The organism is Alkalihalobacillus trypoxylicola, assembly GCF_001590785.1.
GTDB classification, from domain to species: domain Bacteria; phylum Bacillota; class Bacilli; order Bacillales; family Bacillaceae_D; genus Alkalihalobacillus; species Alkalihalobacillus trypoxylicola.
The window spans coordinates 1-21,781 of sequence record NZ_LTAO01000007.1; the positions used below are offsets into that span (position 1 = coordinate 1).

Below are 21,781 nucleotides of genomic sequence, written 5' to 3' on the forward strand. Positions count from 1 at the left end.
CTTATAGAGCAATGATGAAATTCACTTAGGTATAAAAAGTTATAAGTTCCAATCTTTTTTCCAAGTTGGTGGCAATTCTATTCCTTTATTTTGAAGAGCCACGGCAAATTGCCCTTGATGAATTCCTTCATGCTGAATCGCCATACTGTAGACTTCCTCAACCGTCAATATTTCATCATGAAAGGCCACAGTCGTACATTTCGTACTTAAAAATGCTTTGATAAGTTGCTCTTTGCTTATATGTAACTCATTCTTTAAATCGACTGATTTCTGTGGTCTGACCCCAGGAAAGGCTAATACCCCTGTTTCTAATCCATCTCGATAAATGTTTCTTACCCGTACAAGATGGACAAATAGCTTTCTCAGTGTACCAATATCCTTCATTAACGGCTCATCCCATTTTTCAATGGAGATCGTTTCTGAAAGTTGATTCGTCATTCCAATCGCATATTCAAGTCCTTTTATATCCATTGAATCCCCTCCTTGTACTAAAGACCTTCTCACAAGTAAATAGGCCAGCATCACAAAGTGCAGACCTCAATAAGTCATCATTTGTTTAAGGGCTAAAATAAATAGCCATTATACTTAACACAATTCCATACAATAACAGCGTTCTTATATATTTTAATCTTTTTCTTGATTTGGTAGCAAGCTCTTCAGAAATCGGGCCACCACGTTTTATTTTTCTTGTGGAAATAACTAATTGTAAAATTAGCACTCCAGCCACTGCTAAAAAAATTAACGAGAGAACAGACGAGATAAAATACATGCAAATAACACCCCTTTCTAAAAAAACACTCATTTCTAAATGGTTCTAATGTTATCTCTGTTATTCACTAGGAAAACCAAAACTCGAAAAGGGATAAAAGCGAAGCTTCACTTCACCTATGACGATCTCCTCAGATATAAATCCAAAGTTACGACTATCAAGACTTCTGCGACGGTTATCACCAAGAACAAAGTACATGCCGTTAGGTACTTCTGAAACTCCAAACATTTCCTCTAGTGTAAAATCCTCTGTTATTTTCCCGAGAAACTTATCATCGCCATTTCCCCATATATAAGGCTCTTCGATTATTTCATCATTTACGAGCAACTGATCATTCTTCATCTCAATTCGATCACCTGGCAAGCCTATGACTCTCTTTATATATCTCTCTTCTAACATATTAGGAGCTTCAAAAACAATCACATCAAGCCTTTCAATCGAAGTAATCTTACTTATCATGAGTCGATCCTGATCCTCAAATGTAGGAGACATCGATTCACCAAAAACCGTCATAGGAGCAAAAAGAAAGGCTTTACATAAGCAGGCAATGACAATACCTACCGCAATAGATGTAGCCCATGATTTTAATTCCTCTTTCATATTGTCTTCCAAAACCATTCCTCCTTGAAAAGAAAAGCGTTTTTAAACCATTAAAAACATAGCCCTTATCTTTTTTTCTAGCGAAAAGCATTTATATTTATCATACCATTCACTAGAAACTTTTCTACCATTTCACCGTATATTTTTTGTTGAAAATAGATAAACACTAAAAAATAATAGTCTACTTCTTTTCGAACATATTTTCTACTAAATCAGATATGCTTTGCTTTTTAGCTGATTCAGCCTTTTTAATGGCGATTTTCACATCATCTACTGCTTTTTCCTCCCATTTCTTCTCTTCTTCACTTGACCATAGCTTCTGATTTTCTAAGAACAAACGATATCGGTGTAAAGGGTCCTTTAATCTCCAGCTCTCTTCTAATTCTTTATCGCGATATTTGCTCGGGTCATCTCCTGATGTTGAATGAGGTCCAAAACGAAAGGTTAATGCTTCAATCAGGGTAGGTCCCTTTCCTTGAAGAGCATCCAATCTTGCTTTTTTCGTGATTGCATACATAGCTAAAACGTCCATGCCATCTACTCTTACTCCTTTTATACCAGCTGCTACTGATTTTTGAGCAATGGTCCTTGCTGCAGTCTGCCTCTCAAATGGTGTCGAAATCGCAAACTGGTTATTTTGCACAATAATAACTGTAGGAGTTTGAAATGCACCTGCAAAGTTCATCCCTTCATAAAAGTCTCCTTGTGAAGAGCCTCCATCTCCTGTATAAGTAATCGCAATGTTTGCCTTTTTTCTTTTCTTTAATCCTAATCCAATCCCCGCGGCTTGAACAATTTGGGCACCAATAATGATTTGTGGAGGAGTAACATTTAATCCCTTAGGCATTTGCCCTCCTTTAAAATGTCCTTTTGACCATAGAAATAATTGTGACAATGGCACTCCATGAAAAAGAATTTGTGGTAAATCACGATACCCAGGAAGAATCCAATCGTTTGGGTCTAACGAGAATTGGGAGCCTATCATACTAGCTTCTTGTCCCGCAACTGGAGCGTAGAATCCTAATCTACCTTGTCTGCTTAAAGAAATGCACCTTTCATCTAGCTTTCTTACATATACCATCCTGGCCATTACTTCTACCAGCTCTTTTTCTGTCAATGAAGGCATTAAGCTCTTATCGACTACTTCACCAGCCTCATTTAAAACCTGTAAAGTTTCCCAACCGTTTTGTTCACTATTATGATTATTCATTGCGCGCCACCTTTTATAATATTATTTTTTCGTTCGTTAAAATTATGTTATTATTAAATGAGTAGCTCGTCAATGGTTATTAAAAGAAATAGTGAAAATTTTAATTAAATCCGCTATGATTCAAATGGAGGTGAGAAAAGTGGCATTAGAAGACCAAATTATGTTTCTGCTATCAAAAAAGAAAGAAATGCAAGGAAAAGAAATTATTCAAATTTTTGAGGCCCAAAACTATTCTAATCAGACAACGAGAAATGCTTTAACTAAACTTAAAAAGCTGTCTTACCTTTCAACTGTTCAGCGCGGATGTTATTCTTTAACTTCTAAAGGGTTGGAATCCTATCACGTTTTGAGAAATAAGGAAAACTTTTACCATCAGAAATGGAATAACAATTGGATATTTGTCATGCTGGAAATCCCTGAGGAACTCCGCAAGAAAAGAGATGCTTTTCGAAATCAATTAATTCGTTTAGGCTTTGGACAATTATATAAAAGTGTCTATGTTTACCCTTGGGACATTCGCCATAAGCTATTTGATTTGATTGATTCGTTGGAAATTGAAAATTACATTACAATCTTAATGGGTGATACGTTTATTCTTAACCCGATTAATCCAGAAGGTACTCCAGGACCGAATAGCGCAGAAAAAATTTGGAATTTACCATCTATAGCTGATATATATGTCGAAAAAAAAGCGTGGCTAGATGAGCATTACTCTCTTCATAATCAATTAGCAATAAAACCTTCATCCAATCTACTTACTACTTTTGCTCAATTCTTGCTATTAAAAGAACTAAGAGATGAATTAATTACAAAGGATCCTATGCTTCCTCCAGAGTTTTTACCAGGTAGCTGGATTGGCACTAAGGTATTATTTGAAATAGAAAATCTCCTTCATTCATTCGCTAAAATATTAGAAAAGGATGGGGATTATTCAGTATTTGTAGGAAAGAACAATGAATACAAAAAAAACTGAAGATACGATGATTTTATGTGTATCTTCAGTCCATCAGCTATGAAATTGATAAAAGTAAATATCAGACAAAGTTATTAAAGCTTTAAGCGTTTATCATACAGCTATTTCTCCTGTCAGCCATTCTTTAATAAAGTCCTTCAATGAAGCTGAAATTCACATCCGACTATATCTTCATGATTCCATACATATATATCATTACGTTCGATTGTACCTTTTTTAGTTATCGCATACCCGAACAAATCACCATTCCAGCATCCGCAAAAAAAATAAATAATCAATTTTACCTTAATTATTGAATGAGAAACGTAAAAAAGAACGGGAAGATTCGAAACCTCCCATTCTCATCTATTTATTTTTCAAATCAGCTTTGCTCACATCTAAATCGGCTATTCCTTTTCCGTTTTTTTTCTCATTCGGAGGATAAATAACGCTCCACCAACGGTCATTAACATAACGCCAATCATCATCCAACTGTACATCGACGTTGCCGTATTCGGTAAAATGCCATTCCCAGACCCTTTGTTTCCTGATTCATTGTTTACCTTTTGCCCACTTCCAGGCGAATGCTTGTCTCCTTTGTTTACATCATTCTTTCCTGCTCCATCATCTCCTCCTGCTCCATCATCTCCTCCTGTTCCGTCATCTCCTCCTGTTCCGTCATCTCCTCCTGTTCCCTCATCTCCTCCTGTTCCGTCATCTCCTCCTGTTCCGTCATCTCCTCCTGTTCCGTCMTCCTGTTCCGTCATCTCCTCCTGTTCCGTCATCTCCTCCTGTTCCGTCATCTCCTCCTGTTCCGTCATCTCCTCCTGTTCCGTCATCTCCTCCTGCTCCATCATCTTCTCCTGCTACTTCTACTAGCTTGCTTACTTTTAAGTTGTCGACGTAGTGATCTCTCTCACTGCTTCCTGGTGTAATTGACTTCACTTGAGCAATATTCTTTCCTTCGCGGTAGAAAGCTTCTTTTTCAAAAACAAGCTCGTCATCTATGAATAAATCAAATGTCTGCGTTTCGATATCAGCGACCACACGAACATTTCTCCATTGTTCATTGATGTTTTCAACGGTGCTTGCTTTAAAGCTATTATCTGGCAACCTCGTACTGAACAGATGGTTACGTGCCTCAATTCGAATTAAGTCATTTCCTTCTTCGTCAGCAAGTGTGAGCACAACGGTCGCATTTGCTCTTGTTGGCTGCATAAAATCTAATTCAGCTAACACGATTCCATCTTGTTTTTCAAATTCCTTAACAAAACCATTGCTATTTCCTGATGCGGGAAGATGTAGGACTTTGCTTGCGCCTTCAAGCTCAACTACAACGCCCGCATCACCAGTCATCATAAATCCTTCTGGCTCTGTTCCTGGAGTAAATCCTTCAAAATCTTCCATGAAGATAACGATTTCTTCAAACTCTTTCTCAGGTGTTTCCTCGCCTGGGTCATTTCCATCACCATCACCTGGCTCTTCTCCACCTGAACCACCTTCTGATGGGTCCCAGCCTTTTAATACATTGGCAACTGTCCATTTGGCAGCTTCTTCATCTGTTAGCTGTCTTCTTGAATCATTGATTACCGCACCTGGGCCTTTGTTTTGATATTCAAAAAGTCTAGCATCTTCAGGCGCTAAGCCACTCATCGAAGTCCATCCTTCTTCTTTAATGTGATCTCCTAATTCCGTATGCATAAAGACGACACTGCCTCGCGCCTCTGGATTTCCACCTGCTGGCCATGGTCTTCCTAAATAAACCGTGCCCGGAGCTGCATCACTAGTTAGCTCACTATTTAAAATAAGGAAGCCATACTCTTCAGAAAGCAATGTGCTTGCTGCAGTAACATAACCATTGTTAGTGCTAGAACCTCGATCAAGAGAATGAATCACTGAATTTTCAAAGACCGCACGAGCTCCTCCGAAAATAAAGTCAACATCTCCTTCTACATATACATTTTGATAATACTGAGTTCCAGAATGCGCATAAAGCGTATCTTGGTTTCCAGTAAAGGAGACATTTTTAAAATGCATTCGCTCACCACTTGCATAAACAGCAACAGCTTGTCTTCCTTCGACATTTGAATTTGCATCAAATGAATTTTCAAATGTTAAATTTTCTGCACGGAAGTCACTTGCTCGTAAAAAAGCACTCGAACTTCCACTTGTTCCAATTGTGCCTCCTACCCCATTGTCTCTCCCTGCCCAGTTATCATAGGTAAGAATGGTTTCTGTTTGGCTTTCACCAAGCAAAGTTATATATGGTTTATTGTTAGGAACCGTCACGACTTCTTTATACGTGCCGTTTTTTATGAAAATGGTTACTGGTTTTTGATTATTTGTAGGTACCGCATCAATCGCTGCTTGGACCGTTTCATAATCACCGCTTCCATCTTTGGCAACTGTCAGCAAATACTCGTCTTTCTCCATTTCCTTTGTTTCCCCTTTTAATTGAGCCACTTGATCTTTCACTAATGTGCGCCCTTTTTTGTCAACGGATTGTGTGTTTTTCACTTGAACAAACACTTTATCATCAAAAAATCCGATGTTTTTCGCGACATCCAAAATTTGCGTGGCCCAATGACCACCCCATGAATAGCCATTTCTCCGTTCTTCTTCAATTTCATGAATATCGTATTTAATCACACCATCACGCCCAGAGAAAATTCCTTTGTTGGTGCCCACTTCATAAAAACGATACCAAGCGGTTGAATTCGGATCGTCATGAAAATAAATATTTTCCGGGTCACCACTTACGTAGCGTGTATTTTCCAGCTTCACCTCATCTAACCATTCGAGTGCCCCTAATACCGCTCGCTCTACTTCATCCGTTTGCGTTCTAGACATGAGAAAGCGAATCACTCCAATTGATTCAGAAGCAGAATTGGAAGGATGTTCATATGCGCGCCCTTCTCTTGGAGCATATGTTACCGGATCGTGTTGTTGACCCCATACTTGCAGTTTTCCATCAGCTTTTATTTGTGCTTTTAAAATATAATCAATCGCTATGTCCATTGAATGCTTGATTCTTGTAAAATAGGCTTCATCAATTACATCTCCATGAAATGGATAGCGTTTTTCAAGCACATCATCAAACATTTCAAGAACATTAATCATCGCTTCATCGTTAAAGGTTACAAAATCGGAATAATTTCCTCGTGCTGGATATACTTGAGCAAATCCTCCTGATTCGTATTGCAGTTTAAAGAGGAACTCAAAGCCTTTCTCAACACTTTCTTTGAACCTTTCATCTTTGGTTTCTTCATACATTTGAGACAAAAAGACAATCTCACTAATAGTCGCATCATTATCAATCGTTCCTAAATCTTGACCATTGTTCACCCATCCTGACTTTGGTTCACTACCATTCCAAGGACGTGTATACATATGTGGCCAGTCTTTCGTCCAACCACCGTGGTCCATTTGCCATGTTAACAAATTGTCAGCTTCTATTAAGGCTTTTTCAAGGTCCCCTGAAAATCTTGTTTCGATTTTTTCTAATTCAAGCTCTCCATACTTGTCCCACTCGTCTAAACTGTGAAGAATTAACACCGTCTGACCAAACTGATTGATTCCTTGTGCAGCTTTATCAATTCGTAGCGGTTGAAAACCAGGTGAGAGCAAGGCCCAATTTCTTGTTGGTGCCACTACTTGCAAGTCGTTAAAATCAAACGAATCAAATCGACCGTTTAACGTCACCGCAAGTAAATTCGTTGCGACTGTATGAACACCGACGATTTCTACATGTTCAGTGCCCGTTACAGAAAGCTCATTTAAAAGCTCTCTTGCTTCACCCCTTGTTAATTGGGATTGATCATTTGAATCTGTTGTTGATTGTTCGAGAGCTGCTATAACTTGATTTGCTTCTTGCACGGTCATAACTTTTTCAGGAGAAATTTTTCCGTTTTCCGCCAGTCCATGCATATAGCCCGCATCAAAAGCTGCTTCGACCACATAGGCATACCATTTGTCTTCTGTTACTTCCCAGCTTTCAGAATCCAAACGTAAATTTTTATAAGGCTCATCTTTCACAAAACCGAATACATCATTAACAAGAGCCATCCATTCAAGTCTTGTAATCGGTTTTTCATCTGCTGCTTCTTGCGCGACAACAAGTCCCACTTCTTCTAATGTTCGTAGCTGCAAGCCACTAACAATTTCTCCTACTTCAACATATTCTGATTCAACCGGCTCTCCGTCGTTCCTTTCTGACTTTGTATGAACTCGCAAATGATCGACATTCGCTCCACCACTTGGCGCAATCCCTATTGCTCGAATTTTATTTTCTCCTTCTTTTAATTGGGCTTTCATTGAAGAATACGTCCATACTGCCCAACCACCTGAAGGATCAAAAGCTAGTTCTGCTTCAATTGTTTCTCCATTTAATACAATTTCTTTCGGACGTAAATCAGTACCACCATGTGCGTAACGGAAATCAAGCGAATATTCCCCTTCAACAGGAACATCAACTGTCCATTCAATCCAGCCACCTGGCGCATTTGGTACATAATCAACAAATCCGGTTCCGGTAAAGCCTGTATGTTTGTTATCAATAATTGCTGCTTCAAACAACGCATCCTCTGCTTCATAAATCTCATCCCAGAGCAGATTCACATTAAGATGGTCAACATTTGCACCACCACTTGGCGCAATCCCTATTGCTCGAATCTTATTTTCCCCTGCTTTTAAAGTCGCCTCCATGTCGGAATAATCCCAGACAGCCCAGCCACCTGTTGGATCAAAGGCAAGCTCTTCTTCAACCACTTCATCATTTACAAGGATTTCTTTTGGTCGTAAATCCGTACCACCATGTGCATAACGGAAGCCTAAGGAATACTGACCATCAACTGGCACGTTAACCGTCCACTCAATCCAGCCACCTGGCGCATTCGGCACATAATCAACAAATCCAGTTCCTGTAAATCCTGTATGTTTGTTATCAATAATTGCTGCTTCAAACAACGCATCCTCTGCTTCATAAATGCCGAGTCTGCTTGTTCCTTCTTCAACTGGCTCTGTTGGTTCCTCTGTCTCGTTAGCTACTTCTTCTACTTGGTCAGATTCGTCTTGTTCGTCTACTTCTTCTACTTCCTCTTGTTGATTGGGTTCTTCTGGTTGGTCTGGTTCAGTTATATCTGACTCTTCTGAAAATTCAACTTCTTCTAGTGAAAAAACAGATATGATTAAATCATCAACATAATGCCCTTTTGTTGAACTGTTTGACGTAAAGGTTTCAATAAAATTAAAAAAGGTTATATCTTGTTCAAAGGGAGCTCCTTCAAGTTTCAGCTCATCATCAACATATACATCCGCTGTTTGCGCAGGAATATTTAATATTACTTTAAGCGCATACCAACGATTTTCCTCGACCTCTACTAAAGGTTGAAAATCATTTCCTGTTCGATAATTGATTTGTCCATCCTTTGTTTCAATTGTTGCCGCTGTTTTGTCGCCTTTTAAGCGCATTACTTTTGTTGAGCTTGTATATTCTGGCTGCATAAATAACATTTCAACCGACACTTCACCTGTTACTTTTTCTACTTTTTTAGAAAGTGCCACATGAGTTGTTTCACTCGTATCATCTAAGAAGACACTTTTATTCATTTCGTCTGGAACCTCGACAACACGAACAGTCCCCCCAGCCTCATTAACGGTTACATGAGCCGGAACTTCCCCTACTTCGTCCTGATTAAAATCTGTTTCAAAAAAAACAACACGTTCCTCACTGTTTTTGTTTTCAGCAAAAACGTGGGCCCCTGATGACAAAGCACTCATGAAGGAAATCATAAAGGCCAATGCAAGTATTCCAACTCTTTTACACTGTTTGAGCATACACTTTCCCCTCTCATTGTTTTTTCTCCCGTTTCGTCAGACTAAGACATCTTTGATTTTTTTGCTGAAAGTCGACGACATTCGGAAGCGCTTACAAACGAGAGTGTAACACACATTTTTTCGATACCATACAAACAAAATAGTTGGATTGTATTCATTTTTAGTTCTGAATCAATAACCTTATGAAATGATTATCAAGGTTATAAGTAGGCTAATATAATAACCTCTACGAATTGGTGAAAATTGAATAAAACCTTAAGATGAATGACTATAACAATTTCTTGTAGAAAACGAGATCGTTCTTTTAACGCAAGTGATGTTTACTCCGAAAACAACACAGCCTGCGCGATAGAAGTTTGAACATCTAATTGTATTTCTATTCCATTAATTAAGAACATCGAGGTTATAAGAACCATAAGTTGTCATAAAAGCAGGCATTGACAACATCTGTTCCTCACTCTACCATAATTGTTGCTTTAAAAATCGGTTAATAACAGCTTGGAACAAAAAAATCTATTAGTTGTAGAAATGGTAAACAAACATAACTTAAGAATGCTCAATCTATTATCACTGAATAATTTGATAGACAAACTTCAAGCACTCCTAGCCCTTATAGGCCCTCCTTTTTCACCTCTATACTTGAATCAATTATAATGAAAACCAAAAGCGGTTAGGTTTTTGATTTTCACTTTAGGTAGATGCTTTCGGCTTGTCTTCAGCTAACTCTGACTACGCAGAGCTTCGTCAGAGTGGATCTTCAGACTGCGCTGATCCTTTGGGAGTCACTACCTACCGTTTCAATCAACAAGTTCATTCACTTATAGAGCCATTATGAAATTCACTCACTTAAATAAGATTACTTCTTTTGATGTGGTTAAAATGATGAAGATCATGTTCGGCTAGACTTTGAAAATATTCGTATAAAGAAAGAGTAGACTCACTAATCGTAAAAATGACTTCCCATTGGTCATCAGGAATATATTCAATCATGTTGCAAAGTTTTGTTCTTGTTAAGACAGAGTTCTGAATTGTATAACGAGTACATCTCATATAAAAGCTTTGCTACCGGATGACTCATTTTTTTGCTCGACATTTTATTACCTGTTTTTTAGAATGAATACAATAGGAATTATTGAAAGAAATTAATAGCATTATTGTCTAAATCAATAATGGTGAAGTCAAGCTCTCCCCAGTTCTGTCTCGTTAAGACTCCATTAGGATGAATGATATTCATGTCTTTATACTTCTCGTAAAATTGCTCCACTTTTTTCACATGAATTCGGCAGCTTTGTGCGACTAACTTCGATATTCCCTCTGTTTCTGACCACTTAAACAAATGAATCTCCACTTTATCCATGCTCAGGATGGCATATTCTGAATCACTATAAACGATTTCAAAGCCCATTTTATGATAAAAAAGAATACTTTCTTGTATAAGGCTAACAGGAAATCTAGGTATCGCCGCTATCATCTTCACGCAAAAACGCCCCCTTCTTTCTTCACACTTTCATCTTACTGTATTAATCATCATGTATCTATTGCTCTCGAGTATCGATAAAATGGCTTTGCCTTCATCGAGGAGAACATCTGCGTTCAACATCAGAATTAGAAAACTTTCACAAATCAAACGGAACGACTTTGTTTGGACCAACTACCGTTTATTTTAAAGGGTTTCTGAAAAAATTAGAGAATGTAACATCATGTAAATTTTTCAAGAAATATATTTGAATCAATTTCATCATTCATATCTTATAATGAAAACCGAACGATTTGTTTTTTGATTTCCACTTTAGGTAGATGCTTTCCCAAGGGCTTGTCTTCAGCTAACTCTGACTATGCAGAGCGTCGTCAGAGTGGATCTTCAAACTGCGCTCATCCTTTGGGAGTCACTACCTATTGTTACAATCAACAAGTTAATTCACAAACATTTAAAACATATTTTATAAGAAACTTTCGGTTTCATTCACTTATAGAGCAATGATGAAATTCACTCATTTATAGAATTTTTTTATAAATGTGTCGATTATCATTATATAGTTTCGTCGTATTATTAGGGGCAAATATAAACTCTAGAATTTTAAGTACTCAAATAAAAGTTAAAGGGGGAAAAGTTATGTATTTTGTTACATCAAAAGACGGCACGAAAATCGCTTATGACAAAATTGGCCAAGGGCCCGCTCTTATTCTTGTAGCAGGCGCTTTCAGCTACCGAAAATTCACACAACAAGTGGAATTAGCTAATTTGTTGTCTGAGCACTTTACGGTTTACAACTATGACCGCCGTGGACGAGGAGATAGTAGTGATACACAACCATATCATGTTGATCGAGAGATTGAAGATCTTCAGTCATTGATTGATGAAGCAGGTGGTTCAGCTTATATTTGGGGATTATCTTCTGGAGCTGTTTTATCACTCTTAGCAGCAAAAAAGATGGAAAGCATTACTAAGCTTGCTTTACACGAGCCACCGTTCGTGGTGAAGGAGGAGGATCGTAAGGCACCAAAAGATTTCAGATCGCATCTTACGAGTCTCATTTCTAAAAATAACAGAGATGAAGCTATTAAGTACTTTATGGTTAAGGGAATGGGTGCTCCATCACTTGTTGTGAGTATGATGCGCATTATGCCAGGTGTGTGGTCTAAGCTTATGGCGGTTGCACATACACTTCCCTATGACGCTGCTTTGTTAGATGGTTATATGGATGGAAAGGAACTATCTACTGAATGTTGGAGTAGTATTCAGATACCTACATTGGTGCTCGAAGGGACAGAGAGTCCCAGCTCTCTTCGCAATAGTGCAAAAGCATTGGCAAGCGTACTCCCCCATTCACAGTTAGTGAGTAAAAAAGGGTTAGGCCATACTAAGAAGCTTCATACAAAAAAAATCTCTCACGAGCTTTTGACATTTTTTACAGAAAATCACTAAATCGTATATTAAAGTGAATGATCGGATAATTCATTCACTTAATAAATTTGCTTTAAAAGAATGATACTTACTATAAATAGAGAGGGTTTTGAAAATGAGATTTATGATGATTGTTAAAGCAACTACGGATTCAGAAGAAGGTAAAATGCCAAGTAAAGAGCTTATTGAAGCTATGCAAAAATATAACGAAGAATTGGTCAAAGCTGGTGTTTTATTAGCAGGCGATGGATTACATGCTAGTTCAAATGGGATTAGAATTTCCTATTCGGAACATAGTGGAAAACCAAAGATTATAGACGGTCCATTTACAGAAGCAAAGGAATTAATTGCTGGTTATACACTTATTGAAGTGAAATCAAGAGAAGAAGCAATTGAATGGGCATTAAGGATGCCAGATCCACATGGATTCGGGCAGGGACAAATTGAGCTTAGACAGGTATTTGAGCCAGTAGACTTAACACAGAACCCAGAAATTCTGGAAAAAGAAGCGGCGCTTCGTGAACAAATAGAAGCGCAAAAAAAGAAGTGAGTTTTTCCAAAACCAAACGAACTATTGAAGCAATATGGAGCATTGAGTTTCCTACCCTTATTGCAAAGTTAACAGGAATGGTGCGCGATGTCAGTCTTGCCGAAGATCTGGCTCAAGATACCTTAGTAATTGCTCTTGAAAAATGGCCGCATACTGGAATACCAGATAATCCTGGGGCATGGTTAATGACGACGGGCAAACGGCGGGCAATTGATCACTTACGAAGAACGAAGGTTCTTGAACAAAAATATACGGAAATTGCAAATGATACAAGATTATTTATTGAGGAAGATATAGAGAATGTTCTGAGTGGAGAAATCGGTGATGAACTGCTTCGTTTAATTTTTATGACCAGTCACCCCATATTATCACAGGATGCCAGAGTTGCTTTAACATTGCGTTTGGTATGTGGACTTACTACGGCAGAAATTGCACGTTCATTTCTTGTTGCAGAATCAACAATTGCTCAGAGAATCGTCCGGGCTAAGGGAACACTCAAGGAAAAAAAGATTCCTTTTGAGGTACCTCTTGAAGAAGAACTTAACAACCGCCTTTCGACTGTACTCGAAGTCATTTATCTTATGTTTAATGAGGGTTATTCAGCCACTATTGGAGAAAATTGGATGCGCCCCATATTATGTCAAGAGTCATTGAGACTTGGGCGTGTTCTTGCCGAAATCGTACCTTCTGAACCGGAAGTGCATGGGCTAGTTGCTTTAATGGAAATTCAATCATCCCGCTTTAGAGCTCGTATTAATTCGAAAGGAGAACCCATCCTTCTATTAGATCAAAATCGGGCACTTTGGGATCAATTATTGATTCGCCGTGGTTTATCAGCATTAGAACGTAGTCGGAAGTTAGGACGTTCCCCTGGACCTTATTTCTTACAGGCAGCCATCACTGCCTGCCACTCTCAGGCGCGAACTCCAGAAGAAACCAATTGGCACCAAATAGCTGCTCTTTACGAATCACTTTCCATTGTAATGCCCTCCCCAATTGTTGAATTAAATCGTGCAGTTGCCATTTCCATGGCATTTGGTCCAGAAATCGGGTTAATTATGGTGGACGAGTTAAAATCTGACCCTTACCTTAAAAAATATCATCTTCTGCCCAGTGTTCGAGGAGATTTTTTAAATAAGCTAGGTCGATACGAAGACGCACGAGCGGAATTTGAACGTGCTGCATCAATGACACAAAATGAGAGAGAAAGAATTCTATTACTGAATCGTGCGAAGGAATGTGGAATATTAGAATAGTGGGACTGCCATTTGTCTATATTCCTGTCCTAGAAAAGTGCATTTCTTGCAAGAAGCAAAGACATATTAGGTATATTTAGAAATTACCCTAAGCAGAAGTCAATGTTACTAAATATGGAGAATTTATTTATCAATATATTAACGGAAAGGATTGTATATAAAAATGAACCAAGAAATAACCACTTTTATTGATACATTAAAAGAACCTTGGCAGAAAGAACTTGCGACAAATTTAAGAGAGGTTGTCCACCATGCAATACCCGATGTAAATGAGCGTATTCAATACAAGAAACCACATTTTTTAAAAAACGGAAAGTACGCAGCTGTGATTTCAACATCAAAAATAGCAGTCAGCTTTACCATTTTTAATGCAGATACTTTAGAGCTTCCTGAAGGCCAGTTTGATGGACCGGAAAATAGAAAAACGATGAAGCTTAGTAAAGGAGATACAATAAATTTCGAACAACTTACCAAATTAGTTAGTCAAGCTACTGTTTCCCTTTAAATATAAGTTAAATAAACGCATTACTTGTCTGAATCGGCAAAAAGACACAAATTTAAAACAAATACAGTCAAAACTAAAATACCTGGCTCCAATTGATTATAGGAGCCAGGCAACAATATTCTTCGCCCTCCGTATCCAAACTACTTAAAAACCATTGCTATGACCGCATTATTCTCCAACTGTTTCCCGATTTGGGGAAGAATACATAATCATCATACGGCAAGGCTCCCAGCTCGTTACCACAGCATTATGAGGAACGTTTTGGGGGATTCTTAACATCATTCCAGGTTTAAGATGATGAATCTCATCACCAAGAGAATGTTCACACTCCCCTGATAATACATAAATTAATTCTTCACAATTCGGATGTATATGTCTTGGGTTCTCTTTACCAGCCTCAATATATACCATTCCAAAAGTCATCTGGCTCTCTGGGTCAATTTCTGCACCACATAGCCATTGTATTTTCCCCCAATCCATATCTAATACGTGTTTCTCATCCTTTAAATTTGTAATTGTTGCCATAAGAAAATCCCTCCTATTTATTTTACAAGTTCTAATTATAATATTATTCAACTAAGTTGAATAAAACAAGAGTTTTTTTATGAGCAACTTTTTTTGATTTAAGCCTATTATCGGAATTTAACAAAAGAATTTATTAAATGAATCAATTTCATCATTCATTTCTTATAATGAAAACCGAACGATTAGGTTTTGATTTTCACTTTAGGTAGATGCTTTCCCAAGGGCCTGTCTTCAGCTAACTCTGACATTTAGCGGGTCGTCAGAGTAGATCTTCAGACTGCGCTGATCCTTTGGGAGTCACTACCTACCGTTTCGATCAAGAAATTAATTCACAAAAGTTTAAAACATATTTTATAAGAAACGTTCGGTCTCATTCGCTTATAGAGCCATTATGAAATTCACTCAAATACTAAAAACGGCTAAATATTTAACTTCCTCTGAAATAGGCGTCAACGTATGCTCTTCTATTGACGTAAAGTAAATGGAATCTCCCGGTCCAAGAGTGTATTCTATACTACCTACTCTATACTTCATTTGCCCTTCAAGAACAAACAAAAATTCTTCTCCATTATGTGAGAGAACATGCTTTTTTACTTCTCCTTTTTTTGCTACAAAATAATATGGTTGCATAATTTTATCTTGTCGTCTCGTTGCGAAAGCATAAAAAGAATATCCATTTTCTGTTTTGATCCAGCTATCAGGATCCTTATAACTATCTGTCTGAGTAAAAACGGTTCCACTTTCTTTATTATCTTCTAACAAGTCGGAAACAGTCACTCCAAGGGCTTCCGAAATTTTCATTAATGTCGCGATAGGAGGTGTTGTTGCCCCATTTTCGATTTTTGATAAAAGACTTTTAGTAAAGCCACAAAGGGAAGAAACCTCCTCCAATGTTCGGTTTTGTTGTTTACGTATACGACGAATTTTCATTCCTAAATCTTTAGCAATTGACAATTGAATGTTCCTTTCTATTTAAGTTTGATGGAGTATAATAATCCCTTTTATACTCCATCAAACAGCAAGTATTCTCCCTTTATTATACACTAATTCTTATAAAAAGTTTATTCTAATTCAAATATATTATTGCAAATTCAACTAAGTTGAATTAAACTTAACTAACGAAAAGGAGAGTTACTTGTAAACGCTTTCTGTTTTTCAAAAAAGGAGGAAAAGATTATGAAGTTCGCATTTTCGAGACCTACGACCACCACCGAAGATATGAACACGTTAATTAAAAACTATCAATCTATTGGATATGATGGACTTCAGCTAAAGTATGCTCAATACGGACCTTATATTCACAACCCCCAAGAGTTTTTAGATTTATTTGGTACCTTTAAAGGAGTGGCTTCTGGATTAATTGCTGGAGGAAGATTAGATGAAAAAAATCAAAATGAGTTGAGGGAACTCTTTTTATTCAGTCAAAAAATTGGGGTAGAACGAATCATTTTTTGCCACGGTGTACCGAGAAAAGAAGTATCTGATGATGATTTAGGCAAATTCGCCATTCAACTTTCTGATTTAGGTCAAGAGGCTTTTGAGAAATATGGTGTAAAACTCTCTCTTCACCATCATTATAATCAACCCGTTATGTACAGAAGAGACTTTGATTTATTCTTTGATAAAGTACGAGACCAATCTATTAATTTAACAGTAGACACTGCACACCTTTATGCTTCAGGGATAAAAGATATTGATGAACTAATATACAATTTTCAAGATCATATTGATAACTTCCATTTAAAAGATTTTAAAAATGGTGATTGGAAAATTCTCGGGGAAGGCGAAATAAACTTCGAACCCATATTTAATAGCATACATGGAATTAACTATCACGGCTGGGTATCTGCTGACGAAGAAAGCGGTAGTGATATCTTAACAGGTATGAAAGATTGTTTATCTTTCATGAAAGAAGGTCTAACACATTCAAACTGAAAGAAAGGGTGTCATGAATATGTCTACAAATAAATGTTATCGTATAGGAATTGTTGGAGCTGGAAATGTCACAAGAATGCATTTAGATGGATTAAAAAAGAATGAAAATCGTGTAAAGGTAACAGCCATATGTGATCCTAATTCTGAAACATTAAAAGAGAGAGCTGACTTTTACAATATCGAGCAAAGATATACAAATTTGGATGATTTTATTGAAAATAGCCAAGTAGAAGTAGCCATTGTATGTACGCCATCTGTCATTAGAAAAGAGGTCATTTTTCCATTAATTGAAGCAGGAATTCCCATCTTTTGCGAAAAGCCATTTACGGAAACATTAAAAGAAGCAATAGAAATTGATCATATGGCAAAAAAATATAATGTACCTATAAGTATTAACCAAAACTTCAGAAGTCACTACCCTTTTCATTTTATTAGAAATTTAATTGCTGAAAATCAGATTGGAGCCATCACGGCTGTCCATTTTCGTGATATTTTTTATCGTCAGGATCAGGGTTGGAGAACACAATGTGAGCGAAATTCCATGTCTGTCATGGGGGTTCACTGGTTTGATGGGTTTAGACTAATACTTAACAGCGAAGCTAAAAGCCTAGTATGCCAAACACATTCTTCCCCAAACGTCCAATGTGTTGGTGATACAGATGCTTCTGTACAAATTCTTTTCCAAAATGGAGTGACCGTTTCTTATATGCAAAGCTTTTCTTCAAGCTACGGAAGTAACCAACTAATTATTATTGGAACTTCAGGTACTATTGTGGCTGATTACAATGACATTTCATTATTCGAAGTGGGAGCTAAAAATCCGGTTAAGACTTGGAAAGATCCACAAGGAGGTCAGGATTTAAAAGCGGATTCAGCCTTTAATGGTTTAAATGAATTATTACTTTCTATAGAAAATAATGAAAATGCTTCAAATAGTTGCGAGGATAATTTAAGAACAATCTCTTTACTTGAAGCTGCCTATATTTCTTCTCAAGAACAGAGAATGGTTTATTTTAAACCTGATGGAATTCTAGAAAATTAATAAATCTCACCGTTGAATGAAAAAGACCCTCTGTATCTATTCAATTATGAACGAATTGATAGGTACGGAGGGTCTTTCTTATAGGTTAAAGAAGGTACATAATCCATCTGATTTCAAAATAGATGCATTCGAAAAGAAATTCGATTTACTAGTCTGAACTCATGCGTGAGACCCACCTTGTAAAATCAAGTTTGCTTTTTCTACACTACTTTCACTTGGTGGTTCAATGTGCTCTAATGGATATCGATACCCCAAAGCCTCCCACTTATATACTCCTAGTTTATGATAGGGTAAAATTTCAATTTTCTTTACATTATTCAAAGTTTTAATATACGCTGAAAGCTTCCGTAAATCGTTCTCGTTATCATTTATTGTTGGTACTAAAACATGCCTAATCCATACTGGAATTTGTTTATCTGAAAGTAGCTCTGCAAACTCCAAAATATGACGATTGGTTTTCCCAGTTAATTTGCGGTGCTTTTTTTCATCAATATGCTTTAAATCTAGCAGAATTAAATCTGTATAATTTAGTAATTCTTCGAGCTCAGCCATAAATTTTGGCTCTCTCGAGAAACATCCCCCCGACGAATCAATGGTCGTATGGATACCTCTTTTTTTACATTCTTTAAAAAGCTCTATTAAAAACGACGGTTGCAGAAGAGGTTCTCCTCCACTAACGGTTATGCCCCCTTTAGATGCCTTGATAAAAGGAAGATACGACTCTAAATCGTTCATAATCTCATCCACCGATATTTCTCTTCCTGATCCAATTTCCCAAGTATCCGCATTATGGCAAAATTGGCACCTTAATAAACACCCTTGTAGAAAAACCACATAACGAATACCAGGTCCATCTACCGTTCCAAATGTTTCGATTGAATGAATATTACCGTTCATCGTATCTCCCTCCATTTTCAATCTATCTTCACGAATACTTTATATTGCACCATGAAAAGTACGATTAATGACATCTATTTGCTGCTCTCTCGTTAACTTGATAAAATTCACAGCATAGCCCGAAACTCTTATCGTTAATTGAGGGTATTCTTCAGGATGTTCCATAGCATCTAATAATGTTTCTCTATTAAATACATTAATATTTAGGTGATGTCCCTTTTTCTCTGAATATCCATCAAGTAGTGCTACTAAGTTATTCACTTTATTTTCCTCTTCTTTCCCTAGAGCTTTTGGAACTAAAGAAAAGGTATTAGAAATTCCATCTAAAGCATAAGAGTAAGGAATTTTGGCAACAGAATTCAAGGAAGCGAGCGCTCCTTTAGTGTCTCTGCCATGCATAGGATTGGCTCCTGGTGCAAATGGTTCTCCCTCTCTTCGACCATCTGGGGTATTTCCAGTCTTTTTTCCATAAACTACATTTGAAGTAATGGTCAATACAGATGTTGTCGTTTGAGATTGACGATAGGTTTGATGCTTTTGTAGCATCTTCATAAAGGTTTTGACCACATTTACAGCAATTGAATCGACACGGTCATCATTGTTACCATATTTCGGATAGTCTCCCTCGACATAATAATCAACCGCTAAACCATTTTCATCTCGAATAGCATGCACCTTCGAATGTTTAATCGCACTTAAAGAATCAGCTACAACACTTAAACCAGCAATTCCGGTTGCCATTGTTCTCAAAATGTCCGAATCATGAAGCGCCATCTCAATTCGTTCATAGCTATATTTATCATGCATATAATGAATAATGTTTAAGGTATTAATATATAATTCAGCTAACCATTCCATCATCCCTTCAAAATTGCTCATTACTTCTTCATAACTTATAATGTCTGACGTAATGGGCTGCATTTTGGGACCAACTTGAATTTTAAGCTTCTCATCTACTCCGCCATTTATCGCATATAACAAGGTTTTGGCTAAATTAGCTCTCGCTCCAAAGAATTGCATTTGCTTTCCGATTCTCATGGCGGACACGCAGCAAGCAATTCCATAATCATCTCCCCACTCAGCACGCATCAAGTCATCATTTTCGTATTGAATAGCACTCGATTCTATTGACATTTTTGCACAATATTTCTTGAAGCCTTCCGGTAGTTGAGTGGACCATAATACGGTTAAATTCGGTTCAGGAGCAGGACCTAAATTAGTAAGTGTATTCAGAAAACGAAATGAATTCTTCGTTACGAGTGGCTGACCGTTTAAGGCCACTCCTCCAATTGATTCTGTCACCCACGTCGGGTCACCACTGAATAGCTCATTATAATCAGGAGTACGGGCAAATTTAACTAACCGAAGCTTCATCACAAAATGATCGACGAGCTCTTGAGCTTCTTTTTCATTTAGTACACCTGTTTCTAGGTCTCTCTCTATAAAGATATCAAGAAAAGTTGAAACCCTTCCTAGACTCATTGCTGCACCATTTTGCTCCTTAATAGCCGCTAAATAAGCTAAGTATAGCCATTGGAAAGCTTCCGTTGCATTAGATGCTGGATTAGATAAATCAAATCCGTATATTTCTCCTAGCTGCTTTAATTCTTGCAAAGCTCTTATTTGTTCGGTTATTTCTTCTCTCAGACGAATTTTATCTTCGGTCATCGTCCGACTACTTTCCTTTTTATCAATTTGCTTTTGCTTGATTAAGAAATCGGTACCGTATAGAGCTACCCTTCGGTAATCTCCTATTATACGCCCCCTACCATAAGCATCTGGTAAACCCGTTATGATTCCCGCTTTTCTAGCAATCTTCATTTCATCCGTATAAGCATCGAAAACCCCTTGATTATGAGTTTTTCGATAATCCGAGAATATCTTTGATATCTCGTCATCTACTTTATAGCCATATGACTCTGCTGCAGCTTCTGCCATTCTTATTCCACCATAAGGCATTAGAGAACGTTTGAACGGTGCATCCGTTTGTACACCAACCACCTTTTCTAAATCTTGATTTAAATAACCTGCCTGATGTGAAGTGATAGAAGATACCACATTCGTATCCAAATCATACACGCCACCACGAAGTCGCTCGTCTTTAGATAAATCCATTATCTGTTTCCAAAGGGAAGTGGTTGCTTTCGTTGGTCCCTCTAAAAAGGAATCATCCCCTTCAAATGTGTTCACATTATCTAGAATAAACTCTCGAACATTTACCTCTTCTTTCCAAGATTCGCCTTTAAATGATTGCCAATGTTTCATAGTCCTTCCTCCTCATAGTTTGGAATAAAAAACATAACAGATATTCAAATTTCGAATATAACAGCTTTATATTTATAGCATACTATGAAAAATATTGAATGTTGTAGCAAAAATGTGAACCTATTGTGAAATTTATCACAAATTAATTTATCCCTTTACCTATCATATTTGAAAGCGTTATACTTTTTCATTGTAATTTCACTGAAAATATTTTCCAAAAATAAACAAAATATCTGTTATATTATATTTCTATCTACTTTATATAACAGTTTTATCTTTAATCTTATTTCCTGTTTTATGCTTGCCTAAATAGAAAATCATTTTTTAGAAGGTATTAACAGGCAAACATAAGGATGAGAAATACTCATGAACGAATGATTCCACACATGTTAGGTGCCGCTGAAGAAGAGGATGAATATGAGGAAATGTCTATCCATCCTTTAATCGAGAAATTGATGTATTCCATTAAGAGAGCGGAAAATCAGCTTCTAATCAACCATATGATGTAAAAGAAAAAAATTTTACATAACGTTTA

General features: G+C 37.2%; 19 protein-coding genes. 8 read left to right on the top strand and 11 right to left on the bottom strand.

What is annotated here, in order from left to right; all coding sequences use genetic code 11:
* Positions 1–39 precede the first annotated feature (39 nt).
* The 4 genes from AZF04_RS05445 to pdhA form a co-directional block, all read right to left on the bottom strand.
* The gene (locus AZF04_RS05445; protein ID WP_061947882.1) at positions 40–471 is read right to left on the bottom strand and encodes a DinB family protein; all 432 of its coding nucleotides are present in this window, start codon (positions 469–471) and stop codon (positions 40–42) included.
* A gap of 85 nt (positions 472–556) precedes the next feature.
* Positions 557–769 (bottom strand): hypothetical protein, encoded by a 213-nt coding sequence (locus AZF04_RS05450; protein ID WP_061947883.1) that lies wholly within the window; start codon positions 767–769, stop codon positions 557–559.
* A gap of 60 nt (positions 770–829) precedes the next feature.
* Positions 830–1,381 (bottom strand): signal peptidase I, encoded by a 552-nt coding sequence (gene lepB / locus AZF04_RS05455; RefSeq protein WP_412459197.1) that lies wholly within the window; start codon positions 1,379–1,381, stop codon positions 830–832.
* A gap of 169 nt (positions 1,382–1,550) precedes the next feature.
* The gene (gene pdhA / locus AZF04_RS05460) at positions 1,551–2,579 is read right to left on the bottom strand and encodes a pyruvate dehydrogenase (acetyl-transferring) E1 component subunit alpha (RefSeq protein ID WP_061947885.1); all 1,029 of its coding nucleotides are present in this window, start codon (positions 2,577–2,579) and stop codon (positions 1,551–1,553) included.
* Positions 2,580–2,718: 139 nt separating this feature from the next.
* Between pdhA and AZF04_RS05465 the strand changes: the two genes are divergently transcribed.
* On the top strand, positions 2,719–3,552 hold the full coding sequence (locus tag AZF04_RS05465; protein ID WP_061947886.1) for a PaaX family transcriptional regulator C-terminal domain-containing protein: 834 nt from the start codon (positions 2,719–2,721) through the stop codon (positions 3,550–3,552).
* A gap of 386 nt (positions 3,553–3,938) precedes the next feature.
* On the opposite strand, the gene AZF04_RS21115 is transcribed toward AZF04_RS05465, so the two are convergent.
* The 3 genes from AZF04_RS21115 to AZF04_RS05480 form a co-directional block, all read right to left on the bottom strand.
* Positions 3,939–4,298, bottom strand: coding sequence for an LPXTG cell wall anchor domain-containing protein (locus AZF04_RS21115; RefSeq protein ID WP_061947887.1), 360 nt, complete (start codon positions 4,296–4,298; stop codon positions 3,939–3,941).
* The gene (pelA, locus tag AZF04_RS21120) at positions 4,264–9,366 is read right to left on the bottom strand and encodes a pectate lyase (protein ID WP_064504067.1); all 5,103 of its coding nucleotides are present in this window, start codon (positions 9,364–9,366) and stop codon (positions 4,264–4,266) included. Before pelA ends, AZF04_RS21115 begins: the two co-directional genes overlap by 35 nt.
* Positions 9,367–10,495: 1,129 nt before the next feature.
* Positions 10,496–10,843, bottom strand: a complete 348-nt coding sequence (locus AZF04_RS05480; protein ID WP_061947888.1) for a VOC family protein — start codon at positions 10,841–10,843, stop codon at positions 10,496–10,498.
* 636 nt (positions 10,844–11,479) lie between these two features.
* Here AZF04_RS05480 and AZF04_RS05485 point away from each other — a divergent pair.
* From AZF04_RS05485 to AZF04_RS05500, 4 genes are all read left to right on the top strand, one after another.
* Positions 11,480–12,292, top strand: coding sequence for an alpha/beta fold hydrolase (locus AZF04_RS05485; protein ID WP_061947889.1), 813 nt, complete (start codon positions 11,480–11,482; stop codon positions 12,290–12,292).
* A gap of 94 nt (positions 12,293–12,386) precedes the next feature.
* Complete coding sequence (locus AZF04_RS05490; protein ID WP_061947890.1) at positions 12,387–12,821, top strand: YciI family protein; 435 nt, start codon at positions 12,387–12,389, stop codon at positions 12,819–12,821.
* The gene (locus AZF04_RS05495) at positions 12,818–14,077 is read left to right on the top strand and encodes an RNA polymerase sigma factor (protein WP_061947891.1); all 1,260 of its coding nucleotides are present in this window, start codon (positions 12,818–12,820) and stop codon (positions 14,075–14,077) included. The genes AZF04_RS05490 and AZF04_RS05495 overlap by 4 nt, the downstream gene beginning before the upstream one ends.
* Before the next feature lie 163 nt (positions 14,078–14,240).
* The gene (locus AZF04_RS05500) at positions 14,241–14,582 is read left to right on the top strand and encodes a DUF1801 domain-containing protein (RefSeq protein ID WP_061947892.1); all 342 of its coding nucleotides are present in this window, start codon (positions 14,241–14,243) and stop codon (positions 14,580–14,582) included.
* Positions 14,583–14,750: 168 nt separating this feature from the next.
* Here the strand turns inward: AZF04_RS05500 and AZF04_RS05505 are convergent, their stop codons facing one another.
* A complete protein-coding gene (locus tag AZF04_RS05505) occupies positions 14,751–15,107 on the bottom strand; it encodes a cupin domain-containing protein (RefSeq protein ID WP_061947893.1) in 357 nt (118 codons plus the stop codon).
* Between the two features lie 402 nt (positions 15,108–15,509).
* Positions 15,510–16,061, bottom strand: a complete 552-nt coding sequence (locus tag AZF04_RS05510) for a helix-turn-helix domain-containing protein (RefSeq protein ID WP_235599930.1) — start codon at positions 16,059–16,061, stop codon at positions 15,510–15,512.
* 222 nt (positions 16,062–16,283) lie between these two features.
* Between AZF04_RS05510 and AZF04_RS05515 the strand changes: the two genes are divergently transcribed.
* Positions 16,284–17,042: a sugar phosphate isomerase/epimerase family protein gene (locus tag AZF04_RS05515; protein WP_045488866.1), complete on the top strand. Its 759-nt coding sequence runs from the start codon at positions 16,284–16,286 to the stop codon at positions 17,040–17,042.
* Between the two features lie 19 nt (positions 17,043–17,061).
* Complete coding sequence (locus AZF04_RS05520) at positions 17,062–18,084, top strand: Gfo/Idh/MocA family protein (RefSeq protein WP_061947894.1); 1,023 nt, start codon at positions 17,062–17,064, stop codon at positions 18,082–18,084.
* Positions 18,085–18,243: 159 nt separating this feature from the next.
* Here AZF04_RS05520 and pflA read toward each other — a convergent pair whose 3' ends face one another.
* Positions 18,244–18,981 (bottom strand): pyruvate formate-lyase-activating protein, encoded by a 738-nt coding sequence (gene pflA / locus AZF04_RS05525; RefSeq protein WP_061947895.1) that lies wholly within the window; start codon positions 18,979–18,981, stop codon positions 18,244–18,246.
* Positions 18,982–19,020: 39 nt separating this feature from the next.
* Entirely contained in the window at positions 19,021–21,246 is a 2,226-nt protein-coding gene (gene pflB / locus AZF04_RS05530) for a formate C-acetyltransferase (RefSeq protein WP_061947896.1), read from the bottom strand.
* Between the two features lie 353 nt (positions 21,247–21,599).
* On the opposite strand from pflB, the gene AZF04_RS21125 reads away from it, so the two are divergent.
* Positions 21,600–21,755, top strand: coding sequence for a hypothetical protein (locus AZF04_RS21125; protein WP_156479506.1), 156 nt, complete (start codon positions 21,600–21,602; stop codon positions 21,753–21,755).
* The last annotated feature ends 26 nt before the right edge of the window (positions 21,756–21,781 follow it).

Bases quoted from the DNA above. Each gene is read 5' to 3' on its own strand.
- AZF04_RS05445 (WP_061947882.1), bottom strand. From the start codon at position 471: ATGGATATAAAAGGACTTGAATATGCGATTGGAATGACGAATCAACTT.
- AZF04_RS05450 (WP_061947883.1), bottom strand. From the start codon at position 769: ATGTATTTTATCTCGTCTGTTCTCTCGTTAATTTTTTTAGCAGTGGCT.
- pdhA (WP_061947885.1), bottom strand. From the start codon at position 2,579: ATGAATAATCATAATAGTGAACAAAACGGTTGGGAAACTTTACAGGTT.
- AZF04_RS05485 (WP_061947889.1), top strand. From the start codon at position 11,480: ATGTATTTTGTTACATCAAAAGACGGCACGAAAATCGCTTATGACAAA.
- AZF04_RS05490 (WP_061947890.1), top strand. From the start codon at position 12,387: ATGAGATTTATGATGATTGTTAAAGCAACTACGGATTCAGAAGAAGGT.
- AZF04_RS05500 (WP_061947892.1), top strand. From the start codon at position 14,241: ATGAACCAAGAAATAACCACTTTTATTGATACATTAAAAGAACCTTGG.
- AZF04_RS05505 (WP_061947893.1), bottom strand. From the start codon at position 15,107: ATGGCAACAATTACAAATTTAAAGGATGAGAAACACGTATTAGATATG.
- AZF04_RS05515 (WP_045488866.1), top strand. From the start codon at position 16,284: ATGAAGTTCGCATTTTCGAGACCTACGACCACCACCGAAGATATGAAC.
- AZF04_RS05520 (WP_061947894.1), top strand. From the start codon at position 17,062: ATGTCTACAAATAAATGTTATCGTATAGGAATTGTTGGAGCTGGAAAT.
- pflA (WP_061947895.1), bottom strand. From the start codon at position 18,981: ATGAACGGTAATATTCATTCAATCGAAACATTTGGAACGGTAGATGGA.
- pflB (WP_061947896.1), bottom strand. From the start codon at position 21,246: ATGAAACATTGGCAATCATTTAAAGGCGAATCTTGGAAAGAAGAGGTA.
- AZF04_RS21125 (WP_156479506.1), top strand. From the start codon at position 21,600: ATGAGAAATACTCATGAACGAATGATTCCACACATGTTAGGTGCCGCT.